This window comes from Dyella jejuensis, assembly GCF_044904675.1.
GTDB lineage: Bacteria > Pseudomonadota > Gammaproteobacteria > Xanthomonadales > Rhodanobacteraceae > Dyella_B > Dyella_B jejuensis.
In genome coordinates this window covers 77,281-101,062 of record NZ_JADIKJ010000007.1, presented here as the reverse complement: position 1 = coordinate 101,062, position 23,782 = coordinate 77,281, and the positions used below count along the sequence as shown (strand labels likewise).

At 63.2% G+C, this 23,782-nt stretch carries 23 protein-coding genes; 11 read left to right on the top strand and 12 right to left on the bottom strand.

Annotated elements, in window-relative coordinates:
- Positions 1-7: 7 nt before the first annotated feature.
- Positions 8-616, top strand: a complete 609-nt coding sequence (locus ISP15_RS07795) for an NfuA family Fe-S biogenesis protein (protein WP_404546661.1) — start codon at positions 8-10, stop codon at positions 614-616.
- Positions 617-676: 60 nt separating this feature from the next.
- Here ISP15_RS07795 and ISP15_RS07790 read toward each other — a convergent pair whose 3' ends face one another.
- From ISP15_RS07790 to ISP15_RS07760, 7 genes are all read right to left on the bottom strand, one after another.
- Entirely contained in the window at positions 677-844 is a 168-nt protein-coding gene (locus ISP15_RS07790; RefSeq protein ID WP_404546659.1) for a hypothetical protein, read from the bottom strand.
- Between the two features lie 128 nt (positions 845-972).
- The gene (locus ISP15_RS07785; protein ID WP_404546658.1) at positions 973-1,323 is read right to left on the bottom strand and encodes a c-type cytochrome; all 351 of its coding nucleotides are present in this window, start codon (positions 1,321-1,323) and stop codon (positions 973-975) included.
- Positions 1,324-1,358: 35 nt separating this feature from the next.
- Positions 1,359-1,685 (bottom strand): c-type cytochrome, encoded by a 327-nt coding sequence (locus ISP15_RS07780; RefSeq protein WP_404546657.1) that lies wholly within the window; start codon positions 1,683-1,685, stop codon positions 1,359-1,361.
- A 380-nt stretch (positions 1,686-2,065) separates the two neighbouring features.
- Complete coding sequence (locus tag ISP15_RS07775; RefSeq protein WP_404546656.1) at positions 2,066-3,298, bottom strand: TraB/GumN family protein; 1,233 nt, start codon at positions 3,296-3,298, stop codon at positions 2,066-2,068.
- Between the two features lie 94 nt (positions 3,299-3,392).
- Positions 3,393-4,283, bottom strand: a complete 891-nt coding sequence (locus ISP15_RS07770; protein WP_404546655.1) for a carbon-nitrogen hydrolase — start codon at positions 4,281-4,283, stop codon at positions 3,393-3,395.
- A gap of 34 nt (positions 4,284-4,317) precedes the next feature.
- Positions 4,318-5,349 carry an agmatine deiminase family protein gene (locus ISP15_RS07765; protein WP_404546654.1) on the bottom strand — a complete coding sequence of 344 codons (1,032 nt, stop codon included), beginning with the start codon at positions 5,347-5,349 and terminating at the stop codon, positions 4,318-4,320.
- A gap of 151 nt (positions 5,350-5,500) precedes the next feature.
- The gene (locus tag ISP15_RS07760) at positions 5,501-5,845 is read right to left on the bottom strand and encodes a hypothetical protein (RefSeq protein ID WP_404546652.1); all 345 of its coding nucleotides are present in this window, start codon (positions 5,843-5,845) and stop codon (positions 5,501-5,503) included.
- Between the two features lie 150 nt (positions 5,846-5,995).
- Here ISP15_RS07760 and abc-f point away from each other — a divergent pair, with 150 nt between their 5' ends.
- Positions 5,996-7,969, top strand: coding sequence for a ribosomal protection-like ABC-F family protein (gene abc-f / locus ISP15_RS07755; protein WP_404546651.1), 1,974 nt, complete (start codon positions 5,996-5,998; stop codon positions 7,967-7,969).
- Between the two features lie 158 nt (positions 7,970-8,127).
- Here the strand turns inward: abc-f and ISP15_RS07750 are convergent, their stop codons facing one another.
- Positions 8,128-8,361: a hypothetical protein gene (locus tag ISP15_RS07750; protein WP_404546650.1), complete on the bottom strand. Its 234-nt coding sequence runs from the start codon at positions 8,359-8,361 to the stop codon at positions 8,128-8,130.
- Positions 8,362-8,374: 13 nt separating this feature from the next.
- Positions 8,375-9,319 carry an esterase/lipase family protein gene (locus ISP15_RS07745; RefSeq protein ID WP_404546648.1) on the bottom strand — a complete coding sequence of 315 codons (945 nt, stop codon included), beginning with the start codon at positions 9,317-9,319 and terminating at the stop codon, positions 8,375-8,377.
- 192 nt (positions 9,320-9,511) lie between these two features.
- On the opposite strand from ISP15_RS07745, the gene ISP15_RS07740 reads away from it, so the two are divergent.
- From ISP15_RS07740 to ISP15_RS07730, 3 genes are all read left to right on the top strand, one after another.
- Complete coding sequence (locus ISP15_RS07740; RefSeq protein ID WP_404546646.1) at positions 9,512-10,432, top strand: phosphoglycerate mutase; 921 nt, start codon at positions 9,512-9,514, stop codon at positions 10,430-10,432.
- Entirely contained in the window at positions 10,429-12,150 is a 1,722-nt protein-coding gene (gene recJ, locus ISP15_RS07735; RefSeq protein WP_404546645.1) for a single-stranded-DNA-specific exonuclease RecJ, read from the top strand. The genes ISP15_RS07740 and recJ overlap by 4 nt, the downstream gene beginning before the upstream one ends.
- A gap of 151 nt (positions 12,151-12,301) precedes the next feature.
- The gene (locus ISP15_RS07730) at positions 12,302-12,667 is read left to right on the top strand and encodes a SpoIIAA family protein (RefSeq protein WP_404546644.1); all 366 of its coding nucleotides are present in this window, start codon (positions 12,302-12,304) and stop codon (positions 12,665-12,667) included.
- Between the two features lie 63 nt (positions 12,668-12,730).
- Here ISP15_RS07730 and ISP15_RS07725 read toward each other — a convergent pair whose 3' ends face one another.
- Positions 12,731-14,242 (bottom strand): DcaP family trimeric outer membrane transporter, encoded by a 1,512-nt coding sequence (locus ISP15_RS07725; RefSeq protein WP_404546643.1) that lies wholly within the window; start codon positions 14,240-14,242, stop codon positions 12,731-12,733.
- 516 nt (positions 14,243-14,758) lie between these two features.
- Between ISP15_RS07725 and asnB the strand changes: the two genes are divergently transcribed.
- The 4 genes from asnB to lysS all read left to right on the top strand — a co-directional run bounded on the left by asnB (position 14,759) and on the right by lysS (position 19,785).
- Positions 14,759-16,435, top strand: a complete 1,677-nt coding sequence (gene asnB / locus ISP15_RS07720; RefSeq protein WP_404546641.1) for an asparagine synthase B — start codon at positions 14,759-14,761, stop codon at positions 16,433-16,435.
- A gap of 271 nt (positions 16,436-16,706) precedes the next feature.
- Positions 16,707-17,832, top strand: a protein-coding gene (prfB, locus tag ISP15_RS07715) for a peptide chain release factor 2 (protein ID WP_404546640.1) whose coding sequence is annotated in 2 segments (ribosomal slippage) — positions 16,707-16,781 and positions 16,783-17,832 — 1,125 coding nt in all. Because the reading frame shifts where the segments join, the coding sequence is not laid out codon by codon here.
- A 40-nt stretch (positions 17,833-17,872) separates the two neighbouring features.
- Entirely contained in the window at positions 17,873-18,166 is a 294-nt protein-coding gene (locus ISP15_RS07710; protein ID WP_404546639.1) for a hypothetical protein, read from the top strand.
- Positions 18,167-18,264: 98 nt separating this feature from the next.
- Complete coding sequence (lysS, locus tag ISP15_RS07705) at positions 18,265-19,785, top strand: lysine--tRNA ligase (RefSeq protein WP_404546637.1); 1,521 nt, start codon at positions 18,265-18,267, stop codon at positions 19,783-19,785.
- Between the two features lie 152 nt (positions 19,786-19,937).
- Here lysS and ISP15_RS07700 read toward each other — a convergent pair whose 3' ends face one another.
- Both ISP15_RS07700 and sbcB read right to left on the bottom strand, forming a co-directional pair.
- Entirely contained in the window at positions 19,938-20,624 is a 687-nt protein-coding gene (locus ISP15_RS07700; RefSeq protein WP_404546636.1) for a DUF2461 domain-containing protein, read from the bottom strand.
- A gap of 17 nt (positions 20,625-20,641) precedes the next feature.
- On the bottom strand, positions 20,642-22,087 hold the full coding sequence (sbcB, locus tag ISP15_RS07695) for an exodeoxyribonuclease I (protein WP_404546635.1): 1,446 nt from the start codon (positions 22,085-22,087) through the stop codon (positions 20,642-20,644).
- A 201-nt stretch (positions 22,088-22,288) separates the two neighbouring features.
- Between sbcB and orn the strand changes: the two genes are divergently transcribed.
- Positions 22,289-22,849 (top strand): oligoribonuclease, encoded by a 561-nt coding sequence (gene orn / locus ISP15_RS07690; protein WP_404546634.1) that lies wholly within the window; start codon positions 22,289-22,291, stop codon positions 22,847-22,849.
- A 3-nt stretch (positions 22,850-22,852) separates the two neighbouring features.
- A complete protein-coding gene (folP, locus tag ISP15_RS07685) occupies positions 22,853-23,758 on the top strand; it encodes a dihydropteroate synthase (RefSeq protein WP_404546633.1) in 906 nt (301 codons plus the stop codon).
- The last annotated feature ends 24 nt before the right edge of the window (positions 23,759-23,782 follow it).

Here is a 23,782-nt window from a genome sequence, read left to right as displayed (position 1 = left end):
AGCAAGCATGATCGAGATTTCCGAGCGTGCGCAGCAGCATTTCCTGCGCCTTCTCTCGCAACAGGGCAGCGATGGCCTGGGCATTCGCCTGCGCGTTATCGCGGCGGGCACGCCGGCGGCTGACTGCGAGCTGGAATTCTGCGAGCCGCAGGAGCTTGCCGGCGGCGAGTGGACGGTCGAATGCAAGGGCTTTGATTTCCACATCGAGGGCGAGAGCGCGATGTGGCTGGAAGGCGCCACCATCGATTTCGAACCCAGCCAGACCGGCGGCCAGCTCAATATCCGCGCGCCGAAGATCAAGGGCGAGCTGCCGGGTATGGAAGCAGGCCTGGTCGAGCGGGTGCGTTACGTGCTCGATGCCGAGGTGAACCCGCGTATCGCGGCGCACGGTGGCCGCGTAAGCCTGCTGGAGATCGATGCCGATGGCGTGGTCGTGTTGCAGTTCGGTGGTGGCTGCCATGGTTGTGGCATGGTCGATGTCACGCTGAAGCATGGCGTCGAGAAGACCTTGCGCGAGCGCGTGCCGGAAATCACCGAAGTGCGCGATGCGACCGACCACAAAGGCGGCAGCAATCCCTACTATCGCAAGAACGAGGGGCGGTCGGCGATGGGCTGATGCCGGCCCCTGCTGTCTGGCAGGGTCATCGTGGAATGTATCGCTGCGAACGTTGCGCCGCTATTTCTTGTTCCTGTCGCTGCGCAAAAGCCAGATGAAGGCGCCGGCCGAAAGCAGGCCAGTCGCCAGGCCGATGCCCGAACCCCACAGCATGCCGTTGTTGCCCCAGAACGCGCGACCAATGAACGCGCCGAGCAAAAACAGGACAGGAAGGGGCAGGCAACCCATGGCATAGTCTCCAGGCAATCAGCGTGGATGATCATGCAAAAGCAGAAAAGCCCGCAACAGACATGGCGGGCTTTTCCTTTTCACGCACGCTGCATTGGTGCGTGGTGCGAGACCGCGTGCCGTGGTGCTCAATCGCCCTGGATATGGCCTTTCAACGTATCGAGCTTGGTCGGCAGCGACGAAAAGTACGCGGCGACGTCCTCGATATCCTGATCGGAAAGCGTGCCGGCAAAACCTTTCATGATGGGATTGTTGCGGCGGCCATCCTTGTATTCGTGAAGTGCCTGCTGGATGTACTCGTTGTACTGTCCGGCGAGGCGGGGATATTGCGGATCGACCGCATTGCCATCCGCGCCATGGCAAGCAAAGCAGGCAGCCGCCTTGGTCTTGCCGTTGTCGACATTACCGCTGGCAAGCAGCGGAGCCGAAGCCAGCGCGAGGGCCATACCGAACGAGAGCAGCGTAAACGCGCGTTTCATGCAGGTTCAATCCCCAATGGAATGACGGTGACCGATTACTTCGGAGTAATGCTGGACAGGTAGGCGGCAATGTCCTCGATCTCCTGGTCGGAGAGGCTCTGCGCCTGCGCCATCATGGTCGGATGCGTGCGATCGCCCGATTTGTACTCATGCAGCGCGCTGATGATGTACTGCTCGTTCTGGCCGGCGATTTTCGGAACCGGGTACTGCGGATAGGCATTTGTGGTGCCAGGCACGCCATGGCAGCCATTACAGGTATACACGAGCGTCCGGCCATTGGCCTTGTCGCCGTTGGCCTGGGCGGTACCCACGCAGAACAGGACGGCGGCGGCAGCCAGGCCAAACAATTGCAATCGAGTCATCAAGAGGATCCCCACGGTTCCAGCGGATGCATGCAACGTATTCACCCGAGTATAGAGGTTGCCCCCGAGCGCTCACAATGGGAGAGGGGCATGGGCCAGGAGCGACAAAAAGCCGCGCTGCAATCCGGCTGTCGACACTTGGGGCTTGTCCGCATTGTTCGCGTGGTCCGCCGAGTGTTGTTTGTTCGACAAGGCAGGGCGAGGGATGTACGTCCGTACACGACTAAAGTGGTAACGCCCCCGGCACACACAGACCCGCCCTGCGGGTTAGCGTCGCGTGGGCGCCATGCGCTGGCGAGGCTTGCCTCGCCAGCCAGGCCTGCGCCGCGCACTGCAGCTGACAGCCACGCAACGCAACGCGGGCTACGCGATAGCGCGGACTAGAGCAGGCTCTTGAGAATATGGATGCCAGCGGCGTACTCGCCGATGATGGTGCCCAGGCATACCAGGAAAAAATTGAGCAGCGTGCGTGCAACACGGTTGGTCCACCAGCCGCTCCAGTGCACGATGTCATCGCGCAGGCTTTCGAAGTCGGCCACACGCGGCCGGCGCGCCCATGCTTCCACCATGGCGCTGATGCCGCCAGCCGGAATGCCGGGACGGAATGGCTTGATCGGTGCGGCAACGAACGCGGCGAGGATGCTTAGCGGATGCGCACGCGCAGCCAGGGCGCCCAGCGCAGCAAAGCCGCCGGTGAACAGGATCCAGTCGCGCAGCGCCTGCGCGCCCAGCGCGGTATTGCGATGGAAGGCGTAACCGATGGCTACGAATATCAACAGCACCAGCCCGATCGCCAGCCACTTCGGCCATCTGGCCTTGGGCGGCACCTGCGCCAGTTCGGCCACGGCCGCAGCGGGATCGGCCTGTTGCGTGCGCAAGCTTTCGCACAGGCCCTTGAGGTGGCCTGCACCGATCACAACCAATACCCGGCACGGATTCGCAGTGACCGAACGACCGGCTTCCTCGCGCAGGCGCGCCGCCATGAAAATATCGCGCTCGGCGATCAGGCTGCGATAAAGCGGCGCCGACTCGCTGGCGAATTCGCTGAAGGCGCTTTCCAGCATGTCGCCCTGTTTGAGCTTTTCGATTTCCTTCTCGTCGATCGTCTCGCGCTCGAATACGCTGGCCAGCAAGCCACCGAGCAAGCCGAAGCGCTGCCAGAATCCCACGCTGTGCCAAGCACGCTTGAGCGTAGTGCCGACTTCGCGGTCGATCAGCCACAGCGGCACGTTGAGTTCGGCGGCGCCGTCCATCGCCGCTTTCATTTCCGCGCCGGGCTGGATGCCATATTGATCGGCCAGGCGCTTCTGGAAAGTAGAAAGCACCAGGCTCGCCGCCACCATGCCGGCCTTACCCTGGCGGATCACCCGGAACAGATCCATCTGTTTGAACGCTTCGGGATCGCGCATGCCCTGGGCGCGGCTGTCGCACAGTTCCACCGCAATGGCATCGAACGATTCGCTGGCCAGTAGCGCACGCACCGCATCCACGCTGCTGCGCGACACGTGGGCAGTGCCCAGCACCACGTATTCCACGCCGTCGCGCTGCACGCGCTCGATCGGCTGGTCATGCAGGTCAGACGTTGAAGAGAGATCGGTTCCGGTCGCGCTCATGCCATGGGTACTGCGGTGGAGAAGTAAGCCAGCATGGGGTTGCCGGGAGCGACGCGCAAGCCGCTGGTTGGCGATTCATGCGCAGATGAGGCGATCAGTCGCGAAAACGGCGCAACAGATCACCATATGCGTCGATACGACGATCGCGCAGGAACGGCCAGATACGTCGCACATGTTCGCTGCGCGCCATATCGATCTCGGCCAGCAGCAATTGACGGCCCTCGGTGCCCGCCTGGGCCAGGAATTCTCCCTGCGGACCGGCCACAAAACTGCTGCCCCAGAACTGGATGCCGGCGCCTACTTTTGCCGGATCGGGTTCGAAGCCGGTGCGGTTGCAGGCGAGCAAGGGCAGGCCGTTGGCCACTGCGTGACCGCGCTGCACGGTGATCCACGCATCGCGCTGGCGGCTTTTCTCCGCTTGCCCATCATTCGGGTCCCAGCCGATGGCGGTGGGATAGAGCAACAGTTCCGCGCCGGCCAGCGCCATCAGGCGGGCCGCTTCCGGATACCACTGATCCCAGCACACCAGCACGCCAAGCCGGCCGACCGAGGTATCGATCGGTTCGAAGCCCAGGTCGCCCGGCGTGAAGTAGAACTTCTCATAGAAGGCCGGATCATCGGGAATATGCATTTTGCGGTATTTGCCGGCGATGACCGCCGAGCGATCGAACACGACCGCCGTGTTGTGGTACAGCCCCGCCGCGCGTTTCTCGAACAGCGACGCGACCACTACCAGCTTCAATGCCTCGGCCAGCTTGCCGATGCGCGCGGTGCTGTGGCCGGGAATGGTTTCCGCGGCGTCGAATTCGTTCACCGATTCGTGCTGGCAGAAATACGCACCGTTGTGCAATTCCTGCAACAGCACCAGTTCGGCGCCGGCGGCGGCGGCTTCGCGCAGGCCATTTTCGATCGCGTCGAGATTGGCATCGCGGCTACCGTGGTGGATTTCCTGCAGTAGCGCGACTTTCAGTGGCTTGCGGCTCATGGGATGTCCTGACTCGGGCAATGAAGTCTAATCCCTAGATCAATCCGGCGGGCAGTTGCATGGTGATGCAATGCAGGCTGCCGTTCTGCCAGATCAGCGGACGGCAAGGCACCTGCACGACCTGCCGGCCCGGATGGGCCTCACCGATGATGCGCGCGGCTTCGTCGTCTGCCGCGTCGTCATATGCAGGCACCAGCACGGCATCGTTGATGATCAGGTAGTTCGCATAGGATGCCGCCAGGCGGCGCCCTTCATCGACGATCGGCCTGGCCCATGGCAGCGGGTGCAACGTGTAGGGCCTGCCGTCCGCCGTGCGCAGCGCAGCGAGTTCTTCGCCCATGCGTTGCAGTTCATCGTGATGTGCATCGCCGGCATCCTGGCAGGCCTGGTAGACGATACGATCCCCAGGCGCGAAACGCGCCAGCGTATCGATATGCGCATCGGTGTCGTCGCCTTCCAGATAGCCGTGATCGAGCCACAGCACACGTCCGGCGTGCAGACTGTCGCGCAGGATCGCGCTCATTTCCTCGCGCGACTGCCGGGGATGCCGTTGCGCCAGGCAACGCCAGGTGGTGAGAATCGTGCCGTTGCCGTCGCTCTCGATGCCGCCGCCTTCCAGCGCCCAATCCAGGCGCTTGTGCTCGGCCGAGCCGAATACACCGGCGTGCACCAGCCCGGCGATCAGCGCGTCATCGTGCTCGGCGCCGAACTTGCCGCCCCAGCCGGTAAAGCGGAAATCGGCAAGTTGGAAGCGGCCGGCATCGCGCAGGGTGATCGGCCCGGAATCGCGCAGCCAGGTATCGTCGTAGGGCAGCTCCACGAAGCGGATACGCGCCAGATCGATCCCTGAGTCGAGCAGTTTTGCGCTGGCGTGCGCGTGCAGTTGCGCGTCGGCCACCACGATGATCAGCGACTGGAAGCGCGTCACCGCCGCGGCCAGCGCTACATAGGTGGACTCGACCGCCGCCAGCCGTTCGGCCCAATCGGTGCCGGCATGCGGCCAGGCAATCAGGACGGCAGCCTGCGGCTCCCATTCGGCCGGCAGGCGCAGGGTGGAGTCGGTCATGGATCGGCACTCGCGCGAGGGAAGACGCCCGACCTGGCCGGGCACGACAAGTGCGGAAGTTTACAGGCCGGGGCGAGGAGCGAGTAGGGCGGGCGTGATGTTCAACACCGGGCCGGGAGGTCGCGCGGCCTGCTTCCGCGGCCCCCTTGGGTCAGTTCGCCGCGCCCGGATTGCGATTGTTTCCCGCTGGCGTATTCAACACCGAATGAATCACCCGGCTCTTTTCGAAATACACGATGAAACTGGCGTATTCCCAGCGGTTGATGGTCGGATGTACGGTTGAATCGCCGCCGCGCGGCGACAGTTTGCGCAGCGGCTGGCCGTATTGCTTTTCGACCTGGGCCATGCTCATGCCGCGTGCCGGCAGGTTCATGCCTTTTTCTTCTTGCACACGCTGGGTCAGCGTGTCCTGGGCACAGGCCGCCTGTGTTGCAGCCAGCCCTGCGCCGACGGCAATGGCTGCCAGCAAGGGCAGTATGTAACGATGCTTGAACATGGTCCCCTCTCCGCATGGAGCGTTGCATTGCCGCGTCGTTGTAGCAGAAGTGTTGGCGCCATGCCATGAGCAAAACCGGCGGATGTGATCCCGCAGCCGTTATCATGTGCGGTTGCGGGCGCTGACTGCCCGGTATCGGCACTGAATCCCATGATCGCGTTTCGCCATTTCGCCCTGCGCCGCGGCAGCCGGTTGCTGCTTTCCGACATCGATCTGGTCATCCAGGGCGGATGGCGCCTGGGCGTGGTCGGACGCAACGGTTGCGGCAAGTCGAGCTTGTTCGCGGCACTGCAGGGGCAACTGGAAGCCGATGCCGGCGAGCTGGACATGCCTGCCAAGCTGCGCCTTGCCTCGGTGGCACAGGAGACGCCCGCGCTGCCGGATCCGGCTATCGATTACGTGATGGGCGGCGACGTGGAGTTGGCTGCCGCCTTGCGCGACGAGCTCGATGCCCAGGCGCGCGGCGATACCGAGGCGATGGCGCGCGCCCACCACCGGATCGAGGAATTGCACGGCTACGACGCGCGCGCCCGCGCCGGCCGGCTGCTGCATGGGCTCGGCTTCAGCCCGGATACCCACGAGCGCGCCGTGCGCGAATTTTCCGGCGGCTGGCGCGTGCGCCTGAACCTGGCCCGCGCGCTGATGGCGCCCTCCGAACTGCTGCTGCTCGACGAGCCGACCAACCATCTCGACCTCGATGCCGTGCTCTGGCTGGAAGAATGGCTGCGCCGCTACCAAGGCACCTTGCTGGTGATTTCGCACGATCGCGAATTCCTCGATGGCGTCATCACGCATACCCTGCATCTCAATGAGGGCAGGGCCAAGCTCTACGCCGGCAACTACAGCGCGTTCGAACGGCAACGTTCCGAGCAACTGCGCCTGCAGCAGATTGCGCACGAGCGCGAGCAGGCCGAGCGCGCGCACTTGCAATCGTTCATTGATCGCTTCAAGGCCAAGGCCAGCAAGGCCAAGCAGGCACAGTCGCGCGTGAAGCGGCTGGAAAAAATGGCTGGCACGGAAGCCGTGCGCGCCGAACGGCCGTTCCGCTTCGAATTCGCGGTACCGGACCGGGTGCCCGATTCGATGCTGCAACTGGAAGATGTGGAGGCAGGCTACCTTTCTCAGCCGCTCGCTGTTGAAGGAAGCGCGACTGTTGGCGACGATGCAGCGGCCCGCGAGGAAAATGCTTCGCGCCAGCCAACAGGACAAGCAGGGCCGAATGTGATCCTGCGCGAGGTGCGCTTTCGCCTCGAAGCCGGCGAACGCATTGGCCTGCTCGGCCCGAACGGCGCCGGCAAGTCCACGTTGGTCAAGACACTGGTCGGTGAACTCGCGCCGCTGGCCGGCGAACGCAAGGCGCACAAGGATCTGAAGATCGGCTACTTCGCGCAGCACACCGTGGAGAGCCTGCGTGAAGGCGCCAGCCCCTTCGATCACCTGCAGGACAAGGCCGCGGGCGTGGCCGCGCAAGCGCTGCGCGATTTCCTTGGCAGCTGGAATTTTGCCGGCGACCGCGCATTTGAATCGGTGGACGGATTTTCCGGCGGCGAACGCGCGCGTCTGGCGCTTGCCCTGATCGCATGGGACAAACCCAACCTGTTGCTGCTCGACGAACCGACCAACCATCTCGATCTGGACATGCGCGAAGCGCTCGCCGATGCATTGGCCGATTTCGATGGTGCGCTGGTATTGGTCTCGCACGATCGCCATCTGCTCGGCATGGTCTGCGACAGCTTCTGGCGCGTCGCCGATGGCCGCGTCGACCCGTTCGACGGCGACCTGGACGACTACGCGCGCTGGCTGCGCAGCCGCAGCAACGCGCCCAGGAAAAATAGCGAGGCCCCTGCGGCGCCGGTCGAATCCGCTGCCGAGCGTCGCCGTGCTGCCGCCGCGCAGCGCGAGAACGAAAAGGCCACGCGCCAGCGCGTCAAGAAAATCGAGACGCGCGTGGCTGCGATCGACCAGGACCTGACCACGCTGGAGCAGAAGCTCGCCGATCCCGAAACGTACCATGGCTCAACCGCCGAGCTGATGAAACTCGGCCAGCGGCAGGCCGAGCTACGCAAAGAAAAGGAAACGCTCGAAGCCGAGTGGCTGGCGTTATATGAGTTGCTTGAAGCATAAGCACACCTAGGGGCTGTTTGCCCGCCAGACGGTGTCGTCACTTCGTCGTGTACGGATGCAAACCTCGCTCTTCCTTGTCTGGCGAGCAAGCAGCTCTCGGCGCGGGCCACGCGAATCGGGCACAGGCCCTGGATCGGGTAACGCTCACGCTCGAGGCATCACAACCCCTGCTGCTTCAGCCTGCTGGCATGTTGCAGGATCAGGTTGACCGGATCGGCCGTCGCCGCGTTGGCGCCCAGTACCCCGTTGTCCCGGTTCACCTCGTCAAGGTGATTGAAGGGATAGGCTCCCAGGAAGTCGCCATACTTGGCGCTGCATTCGTCCACGATGCCATCGTTCGGTGTTCCCTGCGGCGGGCTGCCGGGCAAGGTCGCGCTGACCGTCAGGGTCACCTGGCCCGTCACTTCAGTCGCGGCTGTGGTGTCGTCCTTTTCCAGGGCGGGATCCAACAGCCCGCTGATGCTCGTATCTTGCACGACAGGAAGGCCCAGCAGGCTCAGCAGGCCGCTGTTTTGTTCGGCGTCGCCGGCCCACGAATAAAGGTAATGCACATAGCCATCCACCGTTTCCTGGGGCGGCACCGGACGTGCATTGCTGGTAATTCCCCAAGCCAAGGCTTGGATATTGTGTATTGAACTGCGCGATGCCGTCGCTGGTGAATTTGCCCAGCATGTCCACCGGATCGATGGTCTGGCCGGGATAGAGCGCGCTGAGCAGCCCGCTGCTGAGGACAGCTGTGGTCAGTGTCGAAACGGTCGTTCCCAGCGGAAGCAATAAACTGGACACCGAGTCCGGATAAACCAGCAGATCGGTCAGTGGCGATCCGTGGTGCGGCGTGCCGATGGTGGTCACGGATGCCACCAGGTCCGGAGCTGTATACGCCGCCACCCGTGCGGTGAGCCCGCCTTGGCTATGGCCGATCAGGTTGAACTTCAACGAAGGATTGCCGAGTTCGCTCCTCAGTCCCTCAAGGTAATTGATCAGCTCCTGGCCCCGGCCGTCCGGTCCGGTATCGCTATCGACGCCAGAAAGATCCGGCACGCACACCGTGGCGCCGTAGTAACTCAGCGTTTGCGGAATCTGGTACCAGTATTGCGAATTATTTTCTCCGGTGTTCGGTGAACCAAGCGCCCCCGTAAGCAAGACGATCGGGTATTGGGTGGCCGCGTAATCGCTTGCGTAGGGATACGTGGTGATCGAAGGGGGATCGGTGGGGTTTGAGGACGAACCGAGGGGCACCGTGGACGGCACCGTGCAGCTCTGCGCGAACGTTTGCGCTTCGGCAGGGCGCATCGACACCAGCACGAGTGCGCCGAACAACATGGCACAGGCAATTTTGATGCACGACATGTAGCACCTCCTATGCATAACGCGCGACGGACGAGACATATTTTATGTGGCGTTCGAATGCCCATGGACCGGCCCCGCCGTTCTACACCTTTTCACGGTTAACCGACTGTCATGGCGTTGCAAAAAAAACCTCGCTCAGCCCGTCCCACTTTTTTCTGGTCAGTGGCGTGCTTTTCGGGCAGGCTTGCGCGCATGCACGAATCCACGCCTGCGCCATTGGAAATCTGGCTCCCCGCTTTATCCCGCTTTCCGCCCGGCCATCCCTGTCATGCCTTGCTTGCCCGTGCCGATCGCCGTTCCGATGGCGCGCGCGGCTACCTCGGCGGACTGGCCGATCATTTCCATGGTGTCGGCGGCTTATCGGCCGCAGCGCTGACGCGCGAACTGCTGGCGGGCGATGCCGCGCAGGCATGTTGGCTTTGTGCCGATCCGGCCTGGGTGCAGCCTGATCTCAATGGCGCGCGCCTGCTCGCCTGTGGCCAATTGGCGTTGACCATGGATGAAGCGCTGGCGCTGGCGCAGCCGCTGAAGCCGGTGTTTGGCGACGCGGGCATGACCCTGGAAGTCTCATCGCCCGACCGCTGGCACCTGCGCTTGCCGTCGCCAAGCCCGCTGCCGGATTTCTCGGCACCGGAGCAGGCGCTGGGTGAAGATCTGTTCGAGCATCTGCCGCAAGGGCCGGATGGACGTCGATGGCGCGTCTTGCTCAACGAAGTGCAGGTATTGCTGCACCAGCATCCTGTCAACGCAGAACGTCGCGCGCGCGGCCTGCCGCCAGTGAACAGCCTGTGGCTATGGGGCGGCGGCACGTTGCCGCAACAGGTGACGACGAAGCTCGCCGGCGTCCTCGGCGATGATCCGCTCTTGCTTGCGCTCGCCCATCGTGCTGGCATACCGGCGCAGTCGCGCAACGAGACTGCGGTGCGCGCGGCGCGTGCCGGCTGGCTGGTCGATCTGCAGGATCAGCCAATGGATGCGATCCTGGTGACGTGGTGGCCGATGCTGCAGGAGCTTTTCCGGCGCCAGGCGCTGGTGTTCACGTTTGCCAGCGGCGAGCGGTGGCTCTCGCGGCCTTGGCATCGCCTGCGATTCTGGCGGCGGACTGCCGAATGAAAGCCTTGCAGTTGCGTCGGCGGCCCGCGCTGGGCGAACCGGCCGGATGGGGCGATGGCTTGCATCCGATCTTGCAACGTATCTACGCGGCACGCGGCGTGCTTGGTCCGGCGCAGGCCGAGCATCGTCTCCATCGCCTGCTTTCGCCGCAACAGCTCGGCGGCATGCGGCAGGCGGTAGTGTTGCTGGCCGAAGCGATTCGTGACGGTGCTTCCATCCTGGTTGCCGGCGATTACGATTGCGATGGCGCCACCGGCGTGGCCGTGGCGGTGCGTGGCCTGCGCCTGCTCGGCGCGCGCAGCGTGGATTACGTCGTGCCGAACCGCTTCGTGCATGGCTACGGGTTGACGCCGGAATTGGTGTCCACGCTGCCTGCACATGCACAATTGATCGTCACCGTCGACAACGGCATCGCCAGCATGGCCGGCGTTGCCGCAGCGCGGGCGCGCGGCATGCGGGTCATCGTCACGGATCATCATTTGCCGGGCGAGCAACTGCCGGCAGCCGATGCTATCGTCAATCCCAACTTGCAGGACGATACATTTCCCAGCAAGGCGCTGGCCGGTGTCGGGGTGATGTTCTACGTGTTACTGGCGTTGCGCGCGTACTTGCGCGAGCAGGGATGTTTCGGTCCGGTTCCAGAGCCGGATCTCTCCGTCTTGCTCGACCTGGTGGCGCTGGGTACGGTCGCCGACCTGGTGCCGCTGGACTTCAACAATCGCGTGTTGGTCGAAGCGGGCATGAAGCGCCTGCGCAGCCGGCGCGGGTGCGCAGGCATCACCGCCTTAGTCGAGGCCAGCCAGCGCAGCGTATCCACGCTTTGCACCAGCGATCTGGCGTATGCGGTAGGTCCGCGCTTGAACGCGGCCGGTCGATTGGAAGACATGCGGCTTGGCGTGGAATGCCTGCTTACCGACGATCCCAAGCTGGCGCGCCACTATGCCGAACAGCTCAGCGCCATCAATCAGGAGCGTCGCGAGCTGCAGGCCGCCATGGTGGCCGAGGCCGAACAGATGGTAGCGAGCGCGGCCAGCGTCGATGCCGCTATCGTCGGCGTGACGCTGTTCGAGCCAAGCTGGCATGCGGGTGTCATAGGGCTGGTGGCATCGAAACTGAAAGAACGGCTGCATCGGCCGGTCATCGCTTTCGCGCCGGCCGGCGAAGAGAATCCCGGGCAACTGCGTGGATCGGCACGTTCCATTGCCGGCTTCCATATCCGCGATGCACTGGCGGTGATCGACGCACGCCATCCCGGCCTTATCGAACGCTTCGGCGGGCACGCCATGGCCGCGGGACTCAGCTTGCGCACGGACGACTACCCGCGCTTCGCCGCAGCCTTTGATGGTGTAGCGCGGGAGTGGTTGAACGAAGAACAATTACAGGCCGTGCTCTATACCGACGGCGAAATGCCTGCCGGCATGTTCACCCTGGATATGGCACGTCAGCTGCGTCTGGCCGGACCCTGGGGCCAGGCCTTTCCCGAGCCGGTGTTCGACAATCGATTCGAATGCTTCAGTTGGCGGGTGATGGGCGAACGTCACCTGCGGCTCCATTTGCGCGATCCACGCGACGACGCCGTGCATGAAGCGGTGATGTTCAATGCCTACGATGGAAGGCCGCCCCCGGCCATGCTCCGCGCGGCGTATGAGCTGACCATCAATGATTGGCAGGGCAGGGAATCGCCGCGCTTGTTGTTGCGGCATATCGAGCCAGTCTGAGCTGGCACGGCGGCGGCACGTTTTCTTCCCTGTCGAGCGTATTCGTGTTCGATATCGCATCAGCCTGACGCGACATTCACGTTGCCGCCCTTGCGCCTTAACCGGAATGGCGTTTGTATAGAACATCCATCGCAAGCAGGAGGCAGGTGCCATGATCGAACAACTTCCCACGCTGCCGGCAGGTATCATCGGCTTTCGCATGCGCGGTACGGTCACCGCGGACGACTACGAGAACGTAATGGTGCCGGATATCGAGGCGGCTTTTGCCTTGAATCGCAAATTGCGCATCCTGGTGCATGTAGGCGAGGACTTCATCGGCTTTGCCCCGGGCGCGATGTGGGACGACGTAAAACTCGGCTTCCGGCACATCACCGGATGGGAGCGTACCGCGCTGGTGACCGATGTGGGCTGGCTCCGCGTGGTATCGAGCATGTTTGGTTTTGCGATACCCGCCCACTTCAGGCTTTTCAGCAACGCCGAGTTTGACGACGCGGTGCGATGGGTGGCTTCGCTCTGAGCGCGACAAGTGCGAAGGCCACCCAACGCGAGTGGTCGCAGCCTATTGGCGCGGCCAAGGTCGTTACCTGACAAAGCTGTATTGCACTGAACCCTGGATGCGCGTGTCGGCGTTGTAGCGGTTGTCCTGCTCCATCAGCCGGCCGTGCAACAGTTCCAGGCCCATCGTGAGCGTGGGCACGGGATTCCAGATGAGGTTGGCGGCGGCGTAGTTGCTGTCATGGAAATCGTTGGTGGCCAGCCAGGGCGAATGCTGGATGCGTGCGATGCCATAGACCAGATTGCTGCGCCAGTTGTCATTCCAGTAATGCGTATAACCGATGTGTCCGCCAAGACCGCCAAGCGTATGCAACCAGCCATCCGGCCCAACTACCGCATCGAGGTTCAGGCCGCCGGTATCGGCCAGGTAACGCGCAATGCCCTTGCCCCAGCCGGCGCCGAACATCAGCAGATCGCTGTATGGCGATAACGTGGCGACTTTGAATGAACCGGTCAGCTGGGCGCCGCCGCCCAGCACGCGCTGGCCTTGTTCGCCATCGGTATAGCCTATCTGGCGCAGCACGCCGCCAAGCTGCAAATGTCCCCAGGCGTGTTCGGTGCGCGCGGCAATAATCACATCAGGCACGTGCTGCGTACCATGCACGGCATTGGCGGTCACGCTCGGTATGTCGGGCTGGTATGCGTTGACCTCGGAAGCCGGTTGCTCGGCGGCGATCGTCAGGCTGCTGTGGTCGCCCAGGTGGAAAAATTGATGGATGCCAGCCTGGCGCGGCGCGATCAATCCAGGCGGTCCTTCGAAATCCAGCGTCTCCGGCGCGGCGTCGAGATCCGCGAAGGCGGACCAGCCGAAACCCGCGAAGGTATTGCCGAGTTGTCCATAAGCCTGACGCAAGCGAAAGCCATAGTTGCCGCTGCCGCCACCGAACAGGTCGGTTTCGAAATAGAAGCGCAGGCTTTCGTCGAACATGGTCGGCCGCCGTATTTCCATGCTCAAGCGGGTCTGGCGCGCCTGCATGGTGAAGTTGCCGCTGTCATTGCGCGGGGCCGGAACGGGAATGGCCGACGTGACGAAGGCATCCGGATAGCTAATGCTGTTGACGTCGTAGATGGCATCGAGCTTGGCATAGCCACCCAATCGCACCAGCGTTTGCGTACCGGGAATCTGCATGAAACCTTTCAGGCCGGGGTCGGTAGGTGGCGCCTCGTTATCGATGCGCGATACGGAATCCTGGTTTTCCGACACGCTTTGTTGTGCCGGCAAGGGCGAGCGTTCGGCGTCGCTCAACGCCAGTGCATTGACCTGGCCGCTAGGCACCGCGGTAAGCGGCGACGGTGCCGGCTGTGATGTTGCGGGCGTGGCGGGCGCCATAGTGACAGTGGAGGCTGCGGGCAGGGAAGCCGCGGTCACGGTTGCCGGCGTGGCCGGCCGGGCCGCCTTCAGTGCCTGCACCTGGGCCTGCAATGCCTTGACCGTGGTTTGCAGATCATCCACTTCCTGTTGCAGCTTTTGCGTCTGGTCCTGCGCGAAGGCAGGCGACAGGGCGGCAAACATCAGTAAGCCGCTCAAACACTTCATCCGACCCATCGTTCGCTCCTTTTGAACGGCGGCCCACATGCACGGGCCTACAGGCGATGCCATGTATTCGTGCTGCTACGACTTGTGTCCCCACGATCCCGGACGTACTCACATGGGCGGGACCGGCGAAATCAGAGCAACCTCCAGGCTAAGACAATGTGAAATGCCATGGCCGGATGAGCAAGTTGCGACGTGGCGCACCTATCGCTAGTGCCCCAATGGTTTCCGCAGCAACCATCGGCCGGCCATGCATGCCGCTTGCGCCGGGCAACGGCCTGTGATCTATTCAAACCATGAACGTGCCTGCCACCCTTTCTCTCGCACATCGCCTCGCTTATGCGGCGTGCGCTGCCGTGGCCGCGACGCTGCTGAATAACAACGCCAATAACCGTACCTGCAATCGCGGGTGGGCCGGCGTGTAGACGAAAGCAACAAACCTACACACGCAAAAGGGCCCGCCAAGTGCGGGCCCTTTTGTTTTTGCCGTCTGAATCATCGACTACAAGGAAATCCAGCATGTGTGCCATTTTCGGAATGTTCGACCTGCAGCCGGGCGACGACCTCGCCGCCTTGCGCCTGCTGGCGTTGGAACTATCGCAGCGCCAGCGTCATCGCGGGCCGGACTGGAGCGGCGTGTTCGTCGATGCAGGAGTGATCCTGGTGCACGAGCGCCTGGCGATCGTCGATCCGGCCAGTGGCGCGCAGCCGCTGCGCTCTCGCGATGGATCCCTGGCGCTGGCGGTTAACGGCGAGATCTACAACCATCGCGAACTGCGTGCGGCAAGCGCCTACGACTTCACTACGGGTTCGGACTGCGAAGTGATCAATGCGTTGTATCGCGAGTACGGCGCGGATTTCCTCGACCGGCTCAACGGCATCTTCGCGTTCGCCCTATGGGATGGCGATACGCAGCGTTACCTGATCGCGCGCGATCCGCTTGGCGTATGCCCGCTATATTGGGGCCACGATACGCAGGGACGACTGTGCGTGGCATCGGAAATGAAGGCGCTTTGCAGTGTTTGCGCAGACGTCGCGCCATTTCCGCCCGGCCATGTGTACGACAGCGCCAGCGGCGAATTGCGGCGCTACTACAGCCGGCCCTGGCGCGACTACGCAATGACCAAGGGCCGCGCGCCCGGAGCTGGCCGATTGCGTGAAGCCTTCGAACAGGCCGTGCATCGCCAATTGATGACCGACGTGCCCTACGGCGTATTGCTGTCGGGGGGCCTGGATTCCTCGTTGGTCGCCGCCTGCGCGGCGCGCTTTGCGCGCGAGCGCGTGGAAGACGACGACCGCAGTGAAGCCTGGTGGCCGCGCCTGCATTCCTTTGCCATCGGCCTGGAAGGATCGCCTGACCTGGTCGCCGCGAAAGTGGCAGCCGATGCGCTAGGCACGGTGCACCATGGCTTCGTCTACACGTTCTGGGAGGGATTGGACGCCTTGCCGGAAGTGATCCGCCATATCGAAACCTACGATGTCACCACCATCCGCGCGTCCACGCCGATGTACTTGCTGGCGCGCCGCATCAAGGCGATGGGCGTAAAGATGGTGCTGTCCGGCGAAGGTTCGGACGAAATCTTCGGCGGCTACCTGTACTTTCACAAGGCGCCCTCGGCGGAAGCCTTCCACGAGGAAACCGTGCGCAAGCTCGACGCTTTGCATAGTTACGATTGCCTGCGCGCCAACAAATCGATGATGGCCTGGGGCGTGGAGGCGCGCGTGCCCTTTCTCGATCTGGAATTCATGGACGTGGCCATGGGCATGGATGCCGCACACAAGATGGCCGGCAAGGGACGGATCGAAAAAGCGGTGCTGCGCGAAGCCTTCGATGGCGCGCTGCCGGAATCGATCCTGTGGCGGCAGAAAGAACAGTTCAGCGACGGCGTGGGCTACGGCTGGATCGACGGCTTGAAAGCGCATGCGGAACAAGCAGTCAGCGATCGCGAATTTGCCGCCGCGGCGGCACGCTATCCGTTCAACACGCCCGCGACCAAGGAGGCTTATCTGTATCGCCGCATCTTCGAAAAGCATTTCCCAGGCGAAGCCTGCGCCGCGACGGTGCCCGGCGGAAAATCCATTGCCTGCTCATCGCCGGCGGCACTGGCATGGGATCCGGCCTTTGCGACCATGGCCGATCCATCGGGGCGCGCGGTGCGGGACGTGCACACGCATGCGTTGGCGCTCCAGCAGTAACTTCTCAAGCAGCACGCTTTTTCAAGCGACTGGGCATGCGAAAGACGTTGGCGAGCCATGGGCGGCTTTCCGCCGCCCAGGCGATCAATCTCGAGGCGATATCGCTCGGAGGCGGGAGCCGGAACCGCCTCTGCCGAAGGCCGCGGAGGCTGCACCCAGGGCATTTCGCAGCGAGGCCGCGTTGGTCGTCTAGGCGTCAGCGCGGGCGGTTTGCTAGGATAACCGTTTGATTCGCGTCCGCATGGGCGTCGCCATCCCAGGTTCATTCCACATGATCGAAACCAATCCGATCCTTGCGCAGATCGCGGACCTCAAGGCCCGCATCGAGTCGCTTAGGGGGTATCTTTGACTACGCCACCAAGCGCGAGCGCCTGGAGGAAGTAAGCCGCGAACTGGAAAGTCCCACCGTGTGGGATGATCCGCCGCGCGCGCAGGAACTGGGCCGCGAGCGCGCCCGTCTCGACACCATTGTCAGCGGTATCGACCGCATTACCTCGGGCCTGGCCGATGCCGGCGAGCTGCTGGAAATGGCCGCCGCCGACGGCGATGAAGCCACGGTGCAATCCGTAGTCGACGATGTCGCCCGGCTCGAAGCGGAAATCGGCAAGCTGGAATTCCAGCGCATGTTCTCCGGCAAGATGGATGCGGCCAACGCCTTCGTCGACATCCAGGCCGGCGCCGGCGGTACCGAGGCGCAGGATTGGGCGGAAATGCTGCTGCGCATGTACTTGCGCTGGTGCGAATGGCGCGGCTGGAAAACCGAGCTGATGGAAGTGAGCGCGGGCGAAGTGGCCGGCATCAAATCCGCCACCTTTCGCGTGGAAGGCGATTACGCCTACGGTTGGCTGAAGACCGAGATCGGGGTACACCGCCTGGTGCGCAAGAGCCCGTTCGATTCGGACAACCGCCGCCATACCAGTTTCACGTCGGTGTTCGTGGCGCCGGAAGTCGACGACGATATCGACATCGACATCAACCCGGCCGACCTCAAGACCGACGTCTACCGTTCGTCCGGCGCCGGCGGCCAGCACGTCAACAAGACCGAATCGGCCGTGCGTATCACGCATGTGCCCACCGGCGTGGTCGTCGCCTGCCAGACCGAACGCAGCCAGCATGCCAACCGCGATCGCGCGATGAAGATGCTCGCCGCGAAGCTGTACGAACTGGAGATGCAGAAGCGCAATGCCGAGAAAGATGCGCTGGAAGCGTCCAAGTCCGATATCGGCTGGGGTAGCCAGATCCGCAACTACGTGCTCGACCAGAGCCGCATCAAGGACCTGCGTACCGGCATCGAGCGCACGGATACGCAAAAAGTGCTGGACGGCGACCTGGATGAATTCGTGGAAGCAAGCCTGAAATCCGGCCTGGATGCCGGCGCCAGGCGTGTCGATGCATGACCGGTGGATATGGCCTGACCTTCGACCGGGGAGCCGCGGCATGAACGGCAAGAAGACGGGCGGAATGCTGTGCGGGTGCGCACTGGTCGCGTGTTGCATGTTCGTGGCAAATGCCCAGGCTGCCGGTCTCGGCCAGGCTATCGGGCAGGATACGAAAGCGGTCGGGCACGATATCGGCCATGGCGCCCGCGACGTGGGGCACGCGACCGCACAGGTCGGCAGGTCGATAGGGCAGGGTGCGAAACAGGCAGGCCACGGTATTGCGCGCGGCGCGCATGCAGGTTGGAACGCAACCACGCACGCGGTCAAGCAGGTATTTCACAAGGGCGATTGACGAGCGCTGCCCCAGGCAGTGATCCCATTTGGCAATCAAGCGATACATAAAGAAGCGTTCGGCCGTCGACACGCATGTCGTCAGCCATTGGAATCTCCATGAATGAACCCACCGACAACCCGATCATCGACGAGAACAAGCTGATTGCCGAGCGTCGCGAAAAGCTGAAAACGCTGCGCACGCAGGGCATCGCGTTCCCGAACGATTTCAAGGTCGACCACTTTGCCGGCGATTTGCAGGACGCATTCGCGGACAAGGAAACGCATACGGCGCAAGCCATCGAAGCCGCCGCCCGCCGCGTGAAAGTGGCCGGCCGCATCGTGCTCAAGCGCGTGCAGGGCAAAGTCAGCTTCGTGCAGATGCAGGATTTCACCGGTCGCATCCAGCTGTTCGTGCACCAGGGTACGGTCGGCGAAGATACCTACGAAGCGTTCAAAAGCTGGGATGTGGGCGACATCGTGGGTGCCGAGGGCGTATTGATGCGCACCAAGACCGGCGAGCTGTCGGTAAAGGCCGATCATTTGCGCCTGCTGACCAAGAGCCTGCGCCCACTGCCGGACAAATGGCACGGCTTGGCCGACGTGGAACAGCGCTATCGCCAGCGCTATGTCGACCTGATCGTCACTGAAGAAGCACGCCGCGCCTTCATGCTGCGCTCGAGGATCATCGGCTACATGCGCCAATGGCTGGAAGCCGAGCCGCGCCGCTTCATGGAAGTGGAAACGCCGATGATGCACATCATTCCCGGCGGCGCCACGGCGCGACCCTTCATCACGCACCACAACGCACTGGATATCGACCTGTACTTGCGCGTGGCACCGGAGTTGTACCTCAAGCGCCTGGTCGTCGGCGGCTTCGAGCGCGTCTACGAGATCAACCGCAACTTCCGCAACGAAGGTGTGTCGACCCGGCACAATCCCGAATTCACCATGCTGGAGTTGTACCAGGCCTACGCCACGTATCACGAGATCATGGATCTCACCGAGACGGTCATTCGCGATACCGCCAGCAACGTCCTGGGCACCACCGAGCTGTCGTGGGAAGGCGCCGCCATCGACGTGGGCCCGGCGTTCCGCCGCTGGCGCATGGAAGATGCCGTGCTGGAACTCAATCCCGAGATCAAGCGCGAAGAATTGCGTAACCGCGAGGCATTGGCCGCACACGCCAAACGGCTTGGCCTGCACGTCAAGGCGGGCTACGGCTGGGGCAAGCTGCTGCTGGAAATCTTCGAAAAGACCGTCGAGCACACGCTGATGCAGCCCACTTTCATCATCGACCATCCGGTGGAAGTGTCGCCGCTGGCGCGCGAAAACGACACCGACAAGGGCATCACCGATCGCTTCGAATTGTTCATCAACGGCAAGGAAATCGCCAACGGTTTCTCCGAGTTGAACGACCCGGAAGACCAGGCCGCACGCTTCCAGGCCCAGGTGGACGCGAAGGACTCGGGCGACGACGAAGCCATGCATTTCGACGCCGATTACATCCGCGCGCTGGAAGTGGGCCTGCCGCCTACCGGCGGCCTGGGCATCGGCATCGACCGGCTGGTCATGCTGCTGACCAATTCCTCATCGATCCGCGACGTATTGTTGTTCCCCTACATGCGTCCGGAAGCGTAACGCTCTGCGCCCTCTCCCCTGCGGGAGAGGGCTGGGGTGAGGGGCCAACCTTGCCGCCAAGTTTGTTCAAAGCATCATGCGATGACACGGCAACGCTAGCGATGTAACCGTCTCGATCCTCTCCCCGGCATGAGAGGCCAAACAACGAGCCATTAGAAATCCAGCTCCTGCGCCGCACACAAATAATCAATCATCGGTGTAATCCGCTTGTAGCTTTCCACCATGTACGGCAGCAACTCCGCGGAGCAGGCCAGCGCTTCCTCGAAGCCTTCGCCCGCCGCGAAATCCTTGCGCTTGAGGTCCTCGATCAGTTCGTGACCTGGATCGAAGCCCCGTGGCGGCCGCGTCAGCGATTCGCCCCAGAACGCGAAATGCGCGCGGAACGTTTTGGATTGCGTGGCGCGTTTCCAGGCGGCCGGATTGTCCGCCAGGAACGCACGGATGCGCTTCAACGCATCCGGCTCGGGATGCCACATGCCGCCGCCGACGAAGCAATCGCCGGGCTGGATATGCACGTAAAACGATGGCGCGGGAATTTCATGGCGGCGCTCGTGGAAAAAACGCGCACTGGCCCAGGGCTTGTACGGTTCCTTGTCGCCGGAAAAGCGCGTGTCGCGATAGATGCGGAACAGCGAGCCGCCGTTCTTGCGTGGATCGGCACGGTAGTGCTTGCTGATCTTTGCCAACGGCGCCTGCAAGTCGGTGATCAACTGCAGGAAGGGATCGCGCACGTCTCGTTCGTAGTCGGCTTTGTGCGCCAGGAACCATTCGCGATGGTTGTTGCGGGCCAGGGCTTTCAGGAAACGGAAGGTGGCGGGTGAGAAATAGGAGCGGGGCATAGCGTCGGATTGTCCAGTCAGGCCAGGAGGCCAGCCTCGGCGGCGAGTCGGTCGCCCCAGGCTTGCAGTTGATCGAGCAGGGCGAATTTATCGCTTGCCGACGGTTCGTTGCGCAATAGCGTCAGCTTGGCGAAGTAATCGGCAAGCGTCAGCGTGGTGAGCGGCGTGGACCGCGTAAGACGCCCGGTGCGGAAGGCTTCCCAGCGTTCGCGTTCGTCCGGCGCCAGCGTTTCCGGCCAGTTGCGGGCGCGATAGCGGAACAGCAGTTCGGCGTAGCGCGAATCGCGAAATGCGAAGCTGCGTTGGCTCAATTGTTCGGGCGGCGTGGCACGCACTTCGCGCAGCAGGCGTTTGTCGGCATCCGGCAGGAACCCGCTATACAGCGCAAGCTCGGGATCTTCCGGCGGCGGCAGCTCGGCCGCTTGCTGGAAAATACGGCGCAACTTGTCGCCCAACCCGGTGGCGGCGCGCAACAGGTCGGCGTGTGCAAGGCAACTGTCGAGGTCCAGTTGCAGCCGTTGCATATCGACGCCCTTCAGTACCGACAACGGCGCCAGCGCGGGCGAGCGATTGGCATGCACGGTGCGCAATGGAACGCGCTCCACGCCTTCGGGCAGATCCGCGCGCGCGGTAAACATGCGGTCGGCGATTTCCTCGGCCTCCAGGGCAAGAAGGTCCGCCGGATGCCGGGCCAGGTCGTAGACGATGATTTCGCCGGGACGGCTGGGATGTATTGCCAACGGCACGATCACTGCCAGGCAGCAGCGGCTGGCCGGGTAGCGCGAGGATACGTGCACCAGCGGCGTCATCTGCACAACGTCCAGGAGTTCGAACGCGCGCTGCTTGCGGCGCAGCGCATAGTGCCAATCCCACAATCGCGGTTGGCGCACGCGGATCAGGCGGGCCAGATCGATCAGTGCATGCACATCGGAGAGCGCATCGTGCGCGCGCTCCTGCTGCAGGTGATTGGCGCTGGCCAGGTGTTCGAGCTTGAAACTGGGCGTGCCATCCTCGCGCGTGGGCCACACGATGCCTTCGGGGCGCAGCGCGTGGCACATGCGCACCAGATCGATCAGGTCCCAGCGCGAATTGCCGTTCTCCCATTCGCGCGCATAGGGCTCGAAGAAATTGCGGTACAACAGCTGGCGCGTGAATTCGTCGTCGAAACGCAGCGAGTTGTAGCCCACCCCGCAGGTGCCCGGCGCGGCCAATTGTTCGTGCACGCGCGCGGCGAATTCCGCTTCGATAAGCCCTTCGCGCTCGGCCTGCTGCGGAAGGATGCCGGTAATCAGGCAGGATTCCGGACTGGGCGGCATGTCGGTCGGCGGTTTGGCGTAGAACATCACCGGCTCATCGATGATTTCCAGCTCCAAGGTGGTACGGATGCCGGCGAACTGGACCGGACGGTCCCGCCGCGTATCGATGCCCAGCGTTTCATAGTCGTGCCAGAGAAGGGTATGCATGGGACCAGTGTAGGGAATCGCAAATCATGAAGGGGCAATAGTAACGAGCGAAGCGCGGCGCGGCCGGCTTCCGGTGCGCCACGTGCAACAGCCATTGCGTGCTGGCGATGCGCTCGCCACCGTCGGCTGGCGCTTCGCCATCCCTTGCCGCTGATTCACTATTCACCCCAACCAAAGCTAGACTGCGCGGCAGGAGGGCGCATGAGCCAAGCCAATGAAGACAATCTGATCTGGATCGACCTGGAAATGACGGGTCTGGATACGGATAACGATTCAATCCTGGAAATCGCGACCATCGTTACCAACAAGGACCTGGTCATCCTGGCCGAAGGGCCGGTGTTCGCGCTACGGCATGACATACAGCGGCTGGAAGCGATGGACACCTGGAACCGCAACCAGCACCGCCGCTCCGGGCTGTGGGACCAGGTAATCCAGTCCAATGTGGCGCATGCCGATGCAGAGCAGGCTACGCTGGCCTACCTCCGCGCGTGGGTCGTCCCCGGCAAATCGCCGATGTGCGGCAATTCCATCTGCCAGGACCGTCGCTTCCTGCACCGGCAGATGCCGCTGCTGGAGCGCTTCTTCCATTACCGCAATCTCGATGTGTCCACGTTGAAGGAGCTGGCCAGGCGCTGGGCGCCGCAGGTTGCCCGCGGCTTCAGCAAGGAATCGGCGCATACCGCGCTTTCGGACATCCGCGATTCGATCGATGAATTGCGCTACTACCGCCAGTTCATGGGGCCGCTGGGCGGCGCGGAGTAAGCCATGTCCACGGATCCGTTCGCCACGGTACTTGATTGCAACGGCCGCTCGTTGACGCTGGATCGACCGCGCGTGGTGGGCATCCTTAACGTCACCCCCGATTCGTTTTCCGATGGCGGACACTTCGCCGATGCGGCCGCCGCCGTGGAACACGGCCTGCGTCTGGTGGAAGAGGGGGCGGACATGCTCGACGTCGGTGGCGAATCCACCCGTCCAGGCGCGGCCGATATTTCCGTTGACGAAGAATTGCAGCGGGTCATCCCGGTGATCGAGCAACTGGTCGCGCGCACCTCGCTGCCGATTGCGGTGGACACCTCCAAACCGGAAGTGATGCGCGCTGCGGTCGCCGCGGGCGCCGGCATGATCAACGATATCTACGCCCTGCGTCGCGAGGGCGCCCTGGACGCGGCCGCCGAGCTGCGCGTGCCGGTGTGCCTGATGCACATGCAAGGCGAGCCGCGCACCATGCAGCAAGCCCCGCACTACGACGATGTGGTCGGCGACGTACACCGTTTCCTCACCGATCGACTGTTTGCCTGCGAGCTGGCAGGTATCGATCGGCGCCGGGTGATGGTCGATCCCGGCTTCGGCTTCGGTAAGGACCTCGAACACAATCTCACCCTGCTGCGCCGGCTGGAACGTTTCGCCAACCTGGGCAGCGGGATCTATGTGGGCCTGTCGCGCAAGTCGATGATCGGTACGCTTACCGGCCGCAGCGATCCGGCTGGGCGCGCGGCAGGATCGGCAGCGGCCGCACTGATCGCCGTGCAGCGTGGTGCGCGCATGGTGCGGGTCCATGACGTGGCCATCACGGCCGATGCATTGAAGGTATGGCATGCCGTGCAGGCGGGCGACAAACCCGAGCGACGGGACGAACCCAAGGCCCCGCGCTGGCCGGACGATGATTGAGCGCCGGGTGGCGGCGTGGGCGCC

What these genes read in the sequence shown, in the direction of transcription:
- ISP15_RS07795 (WP_404546661.1), top strand. Translation starts at nt 8, where the DNA reads ATGATCGAGATTTCCGAGCGTGCGCAGCAGCATTTCCTGCGCCTTCTC.
- ISP15_RS07790 (WP_404546659.1), bottom strand. Translation starts at nt 844, where the DNA reads ATGGGTTGCCTGCCCCTTCCTGTCCTGTTTTTGCTCGGCGCGTTCATT.
- ISP15_RS07785 (WP_404546658.1), bottom strand. Translation starts at nt 1,323, where the DNA reads ATGAAACGCGCGTTTACGCTGCTCTCGTTCGGTATGGCCCTCGCGCTG.
- ISP15_RS07780 (WP_404546657.1), bottom strand. Translation starts at nt 1,685, where the DNA reads ATGACTCGATTGCAATTGTTTGGCCTGGCTGCCGCCGCCGTCCTGTTC.
- ISP15_RS07775 (WP_404546656.1), bottom strand. Translation starts at nt 3,298, where the DNA reads ATGAGCGCGACCGGAACCGATCTCTCTTCAACGTCTGACCTGCATGAC.
- ISP15_RS07770 (WP_404546655.1), bottom strand. Translation starts at nt 4,283, where the DNA reads ATGAGCCGCAAGCCACTGAAAGTCGCGCTACTGCAGGAAATCCACCAC.
- ISP15_RS07765 (WP_404546654.1), bottom strand. Translation starts at nt 5,349, where the DNA reads ATGACCGACTCCACCCTGCGCCTGCCGGCCGAATGGGAGCCGCAGGCT.
- ISP15_RS07760 (WP_404546652.1), bottom strand. Translation starts at nt 5,845, where the DNA reads ATGTTCAAGCATCGTTACATACTGCCCTTGCTGGCAGCCATTGCCGTC.
- abc-f (WP_404546651.1), top strand. Translation starts at nt 5,996, where the DNA reads ATGATCGCGTTTCGCCATTTCGCCCTGCGCCGCGGCAGCCGGTTGCTG.
- ISP15_RS07745 (WP_404546648.1), bottom strand. Translation starts at nt 9,319, where the DNA reads ATGTCGTGCATCAAAATTGCCTGTGCCATGTTGTTCGGCGCACTCGTG.
- ISP15_RS07740 (WP_404546646.1), top strand. Translation starts at nt 9,512, where the DNA reads ATGCACGAATCCACGCCTGCGCCATTGGAAATCTGGCTCCCCGCTTTA.
- recJ (WP_404546645.1), top strand. Translation starts at nt 10,429, where the DNA reads ATGAAAGCCTTGCAGTTGCGTCGGCGGCCCGCGCTGGGCGAACCGGCC.
- ISP15_RS07730 (WP_404546644.1), top strand. Translation starts at nt 12,302, where the DNA reads ATGATCGAACAACTTCCCACGCTGCCGGCAGGTATCATCGGCTTTCGC.
- ISP15_RS07725 (WP_404546643.1), bottom strand. Translation starts at nt 14,242, where the DNA reads ATGAAGTGTTTGAGCGGCTTACTGATGTTTGCCGCCCTGTCGCCTGCC.
- asnB (WP_404546641.1), top strand. Translation starts at nt 14,759, where the DNA reads ATGTGTGCCATTTTCGGAATGTTCGACCTGCAGCCGGGCGACGACCTC.
- ISP15_RS07710 (WP_404546639.1), top strand. Translation starts at nt 17,873, where the DNA reads ATGAACGGCAAGAAGACGGGCGGAATGCTGTGCGGGTGCGCACTGGTC.
- lysS (WP_404546637.1), top strand. Translation starts at nt 18,265, where the DNA reads ATGAATGAACCCACCGACAACCCGATCATCGACGAGAACAAGCTGATT.
- ISP15_RS07700 (WP_404546636.1), bottom strand. Translation starts at nt 20,624, where the DNA reads ATGCCCCGCTCCTATTTCTCACCCGCCACCTTCCGTTTCCTGAAAGCC.
- sbcB (WP_404546635.1), bottom strand. Translation starts at nt 22,087, where the DNA reads ATGCATACCCTTCTCTGGCACGACTATGAAACGCTGGGCATCGATACG.
- orn (WP_404546634.1), top strand. Translation starts at nt 22,289, where the DNA reads ATGAGCCAAGCCAATGAAGACAATCTGATCTGGATCGACCTGGAAATG.
- folP (WP_404546633.1), top strand. Translation starts at nt 22,853, where the DNA reads ATGTCCACGGATCCGTTCGCCACGGTACTTGATTGCAACGGCCGCTCG.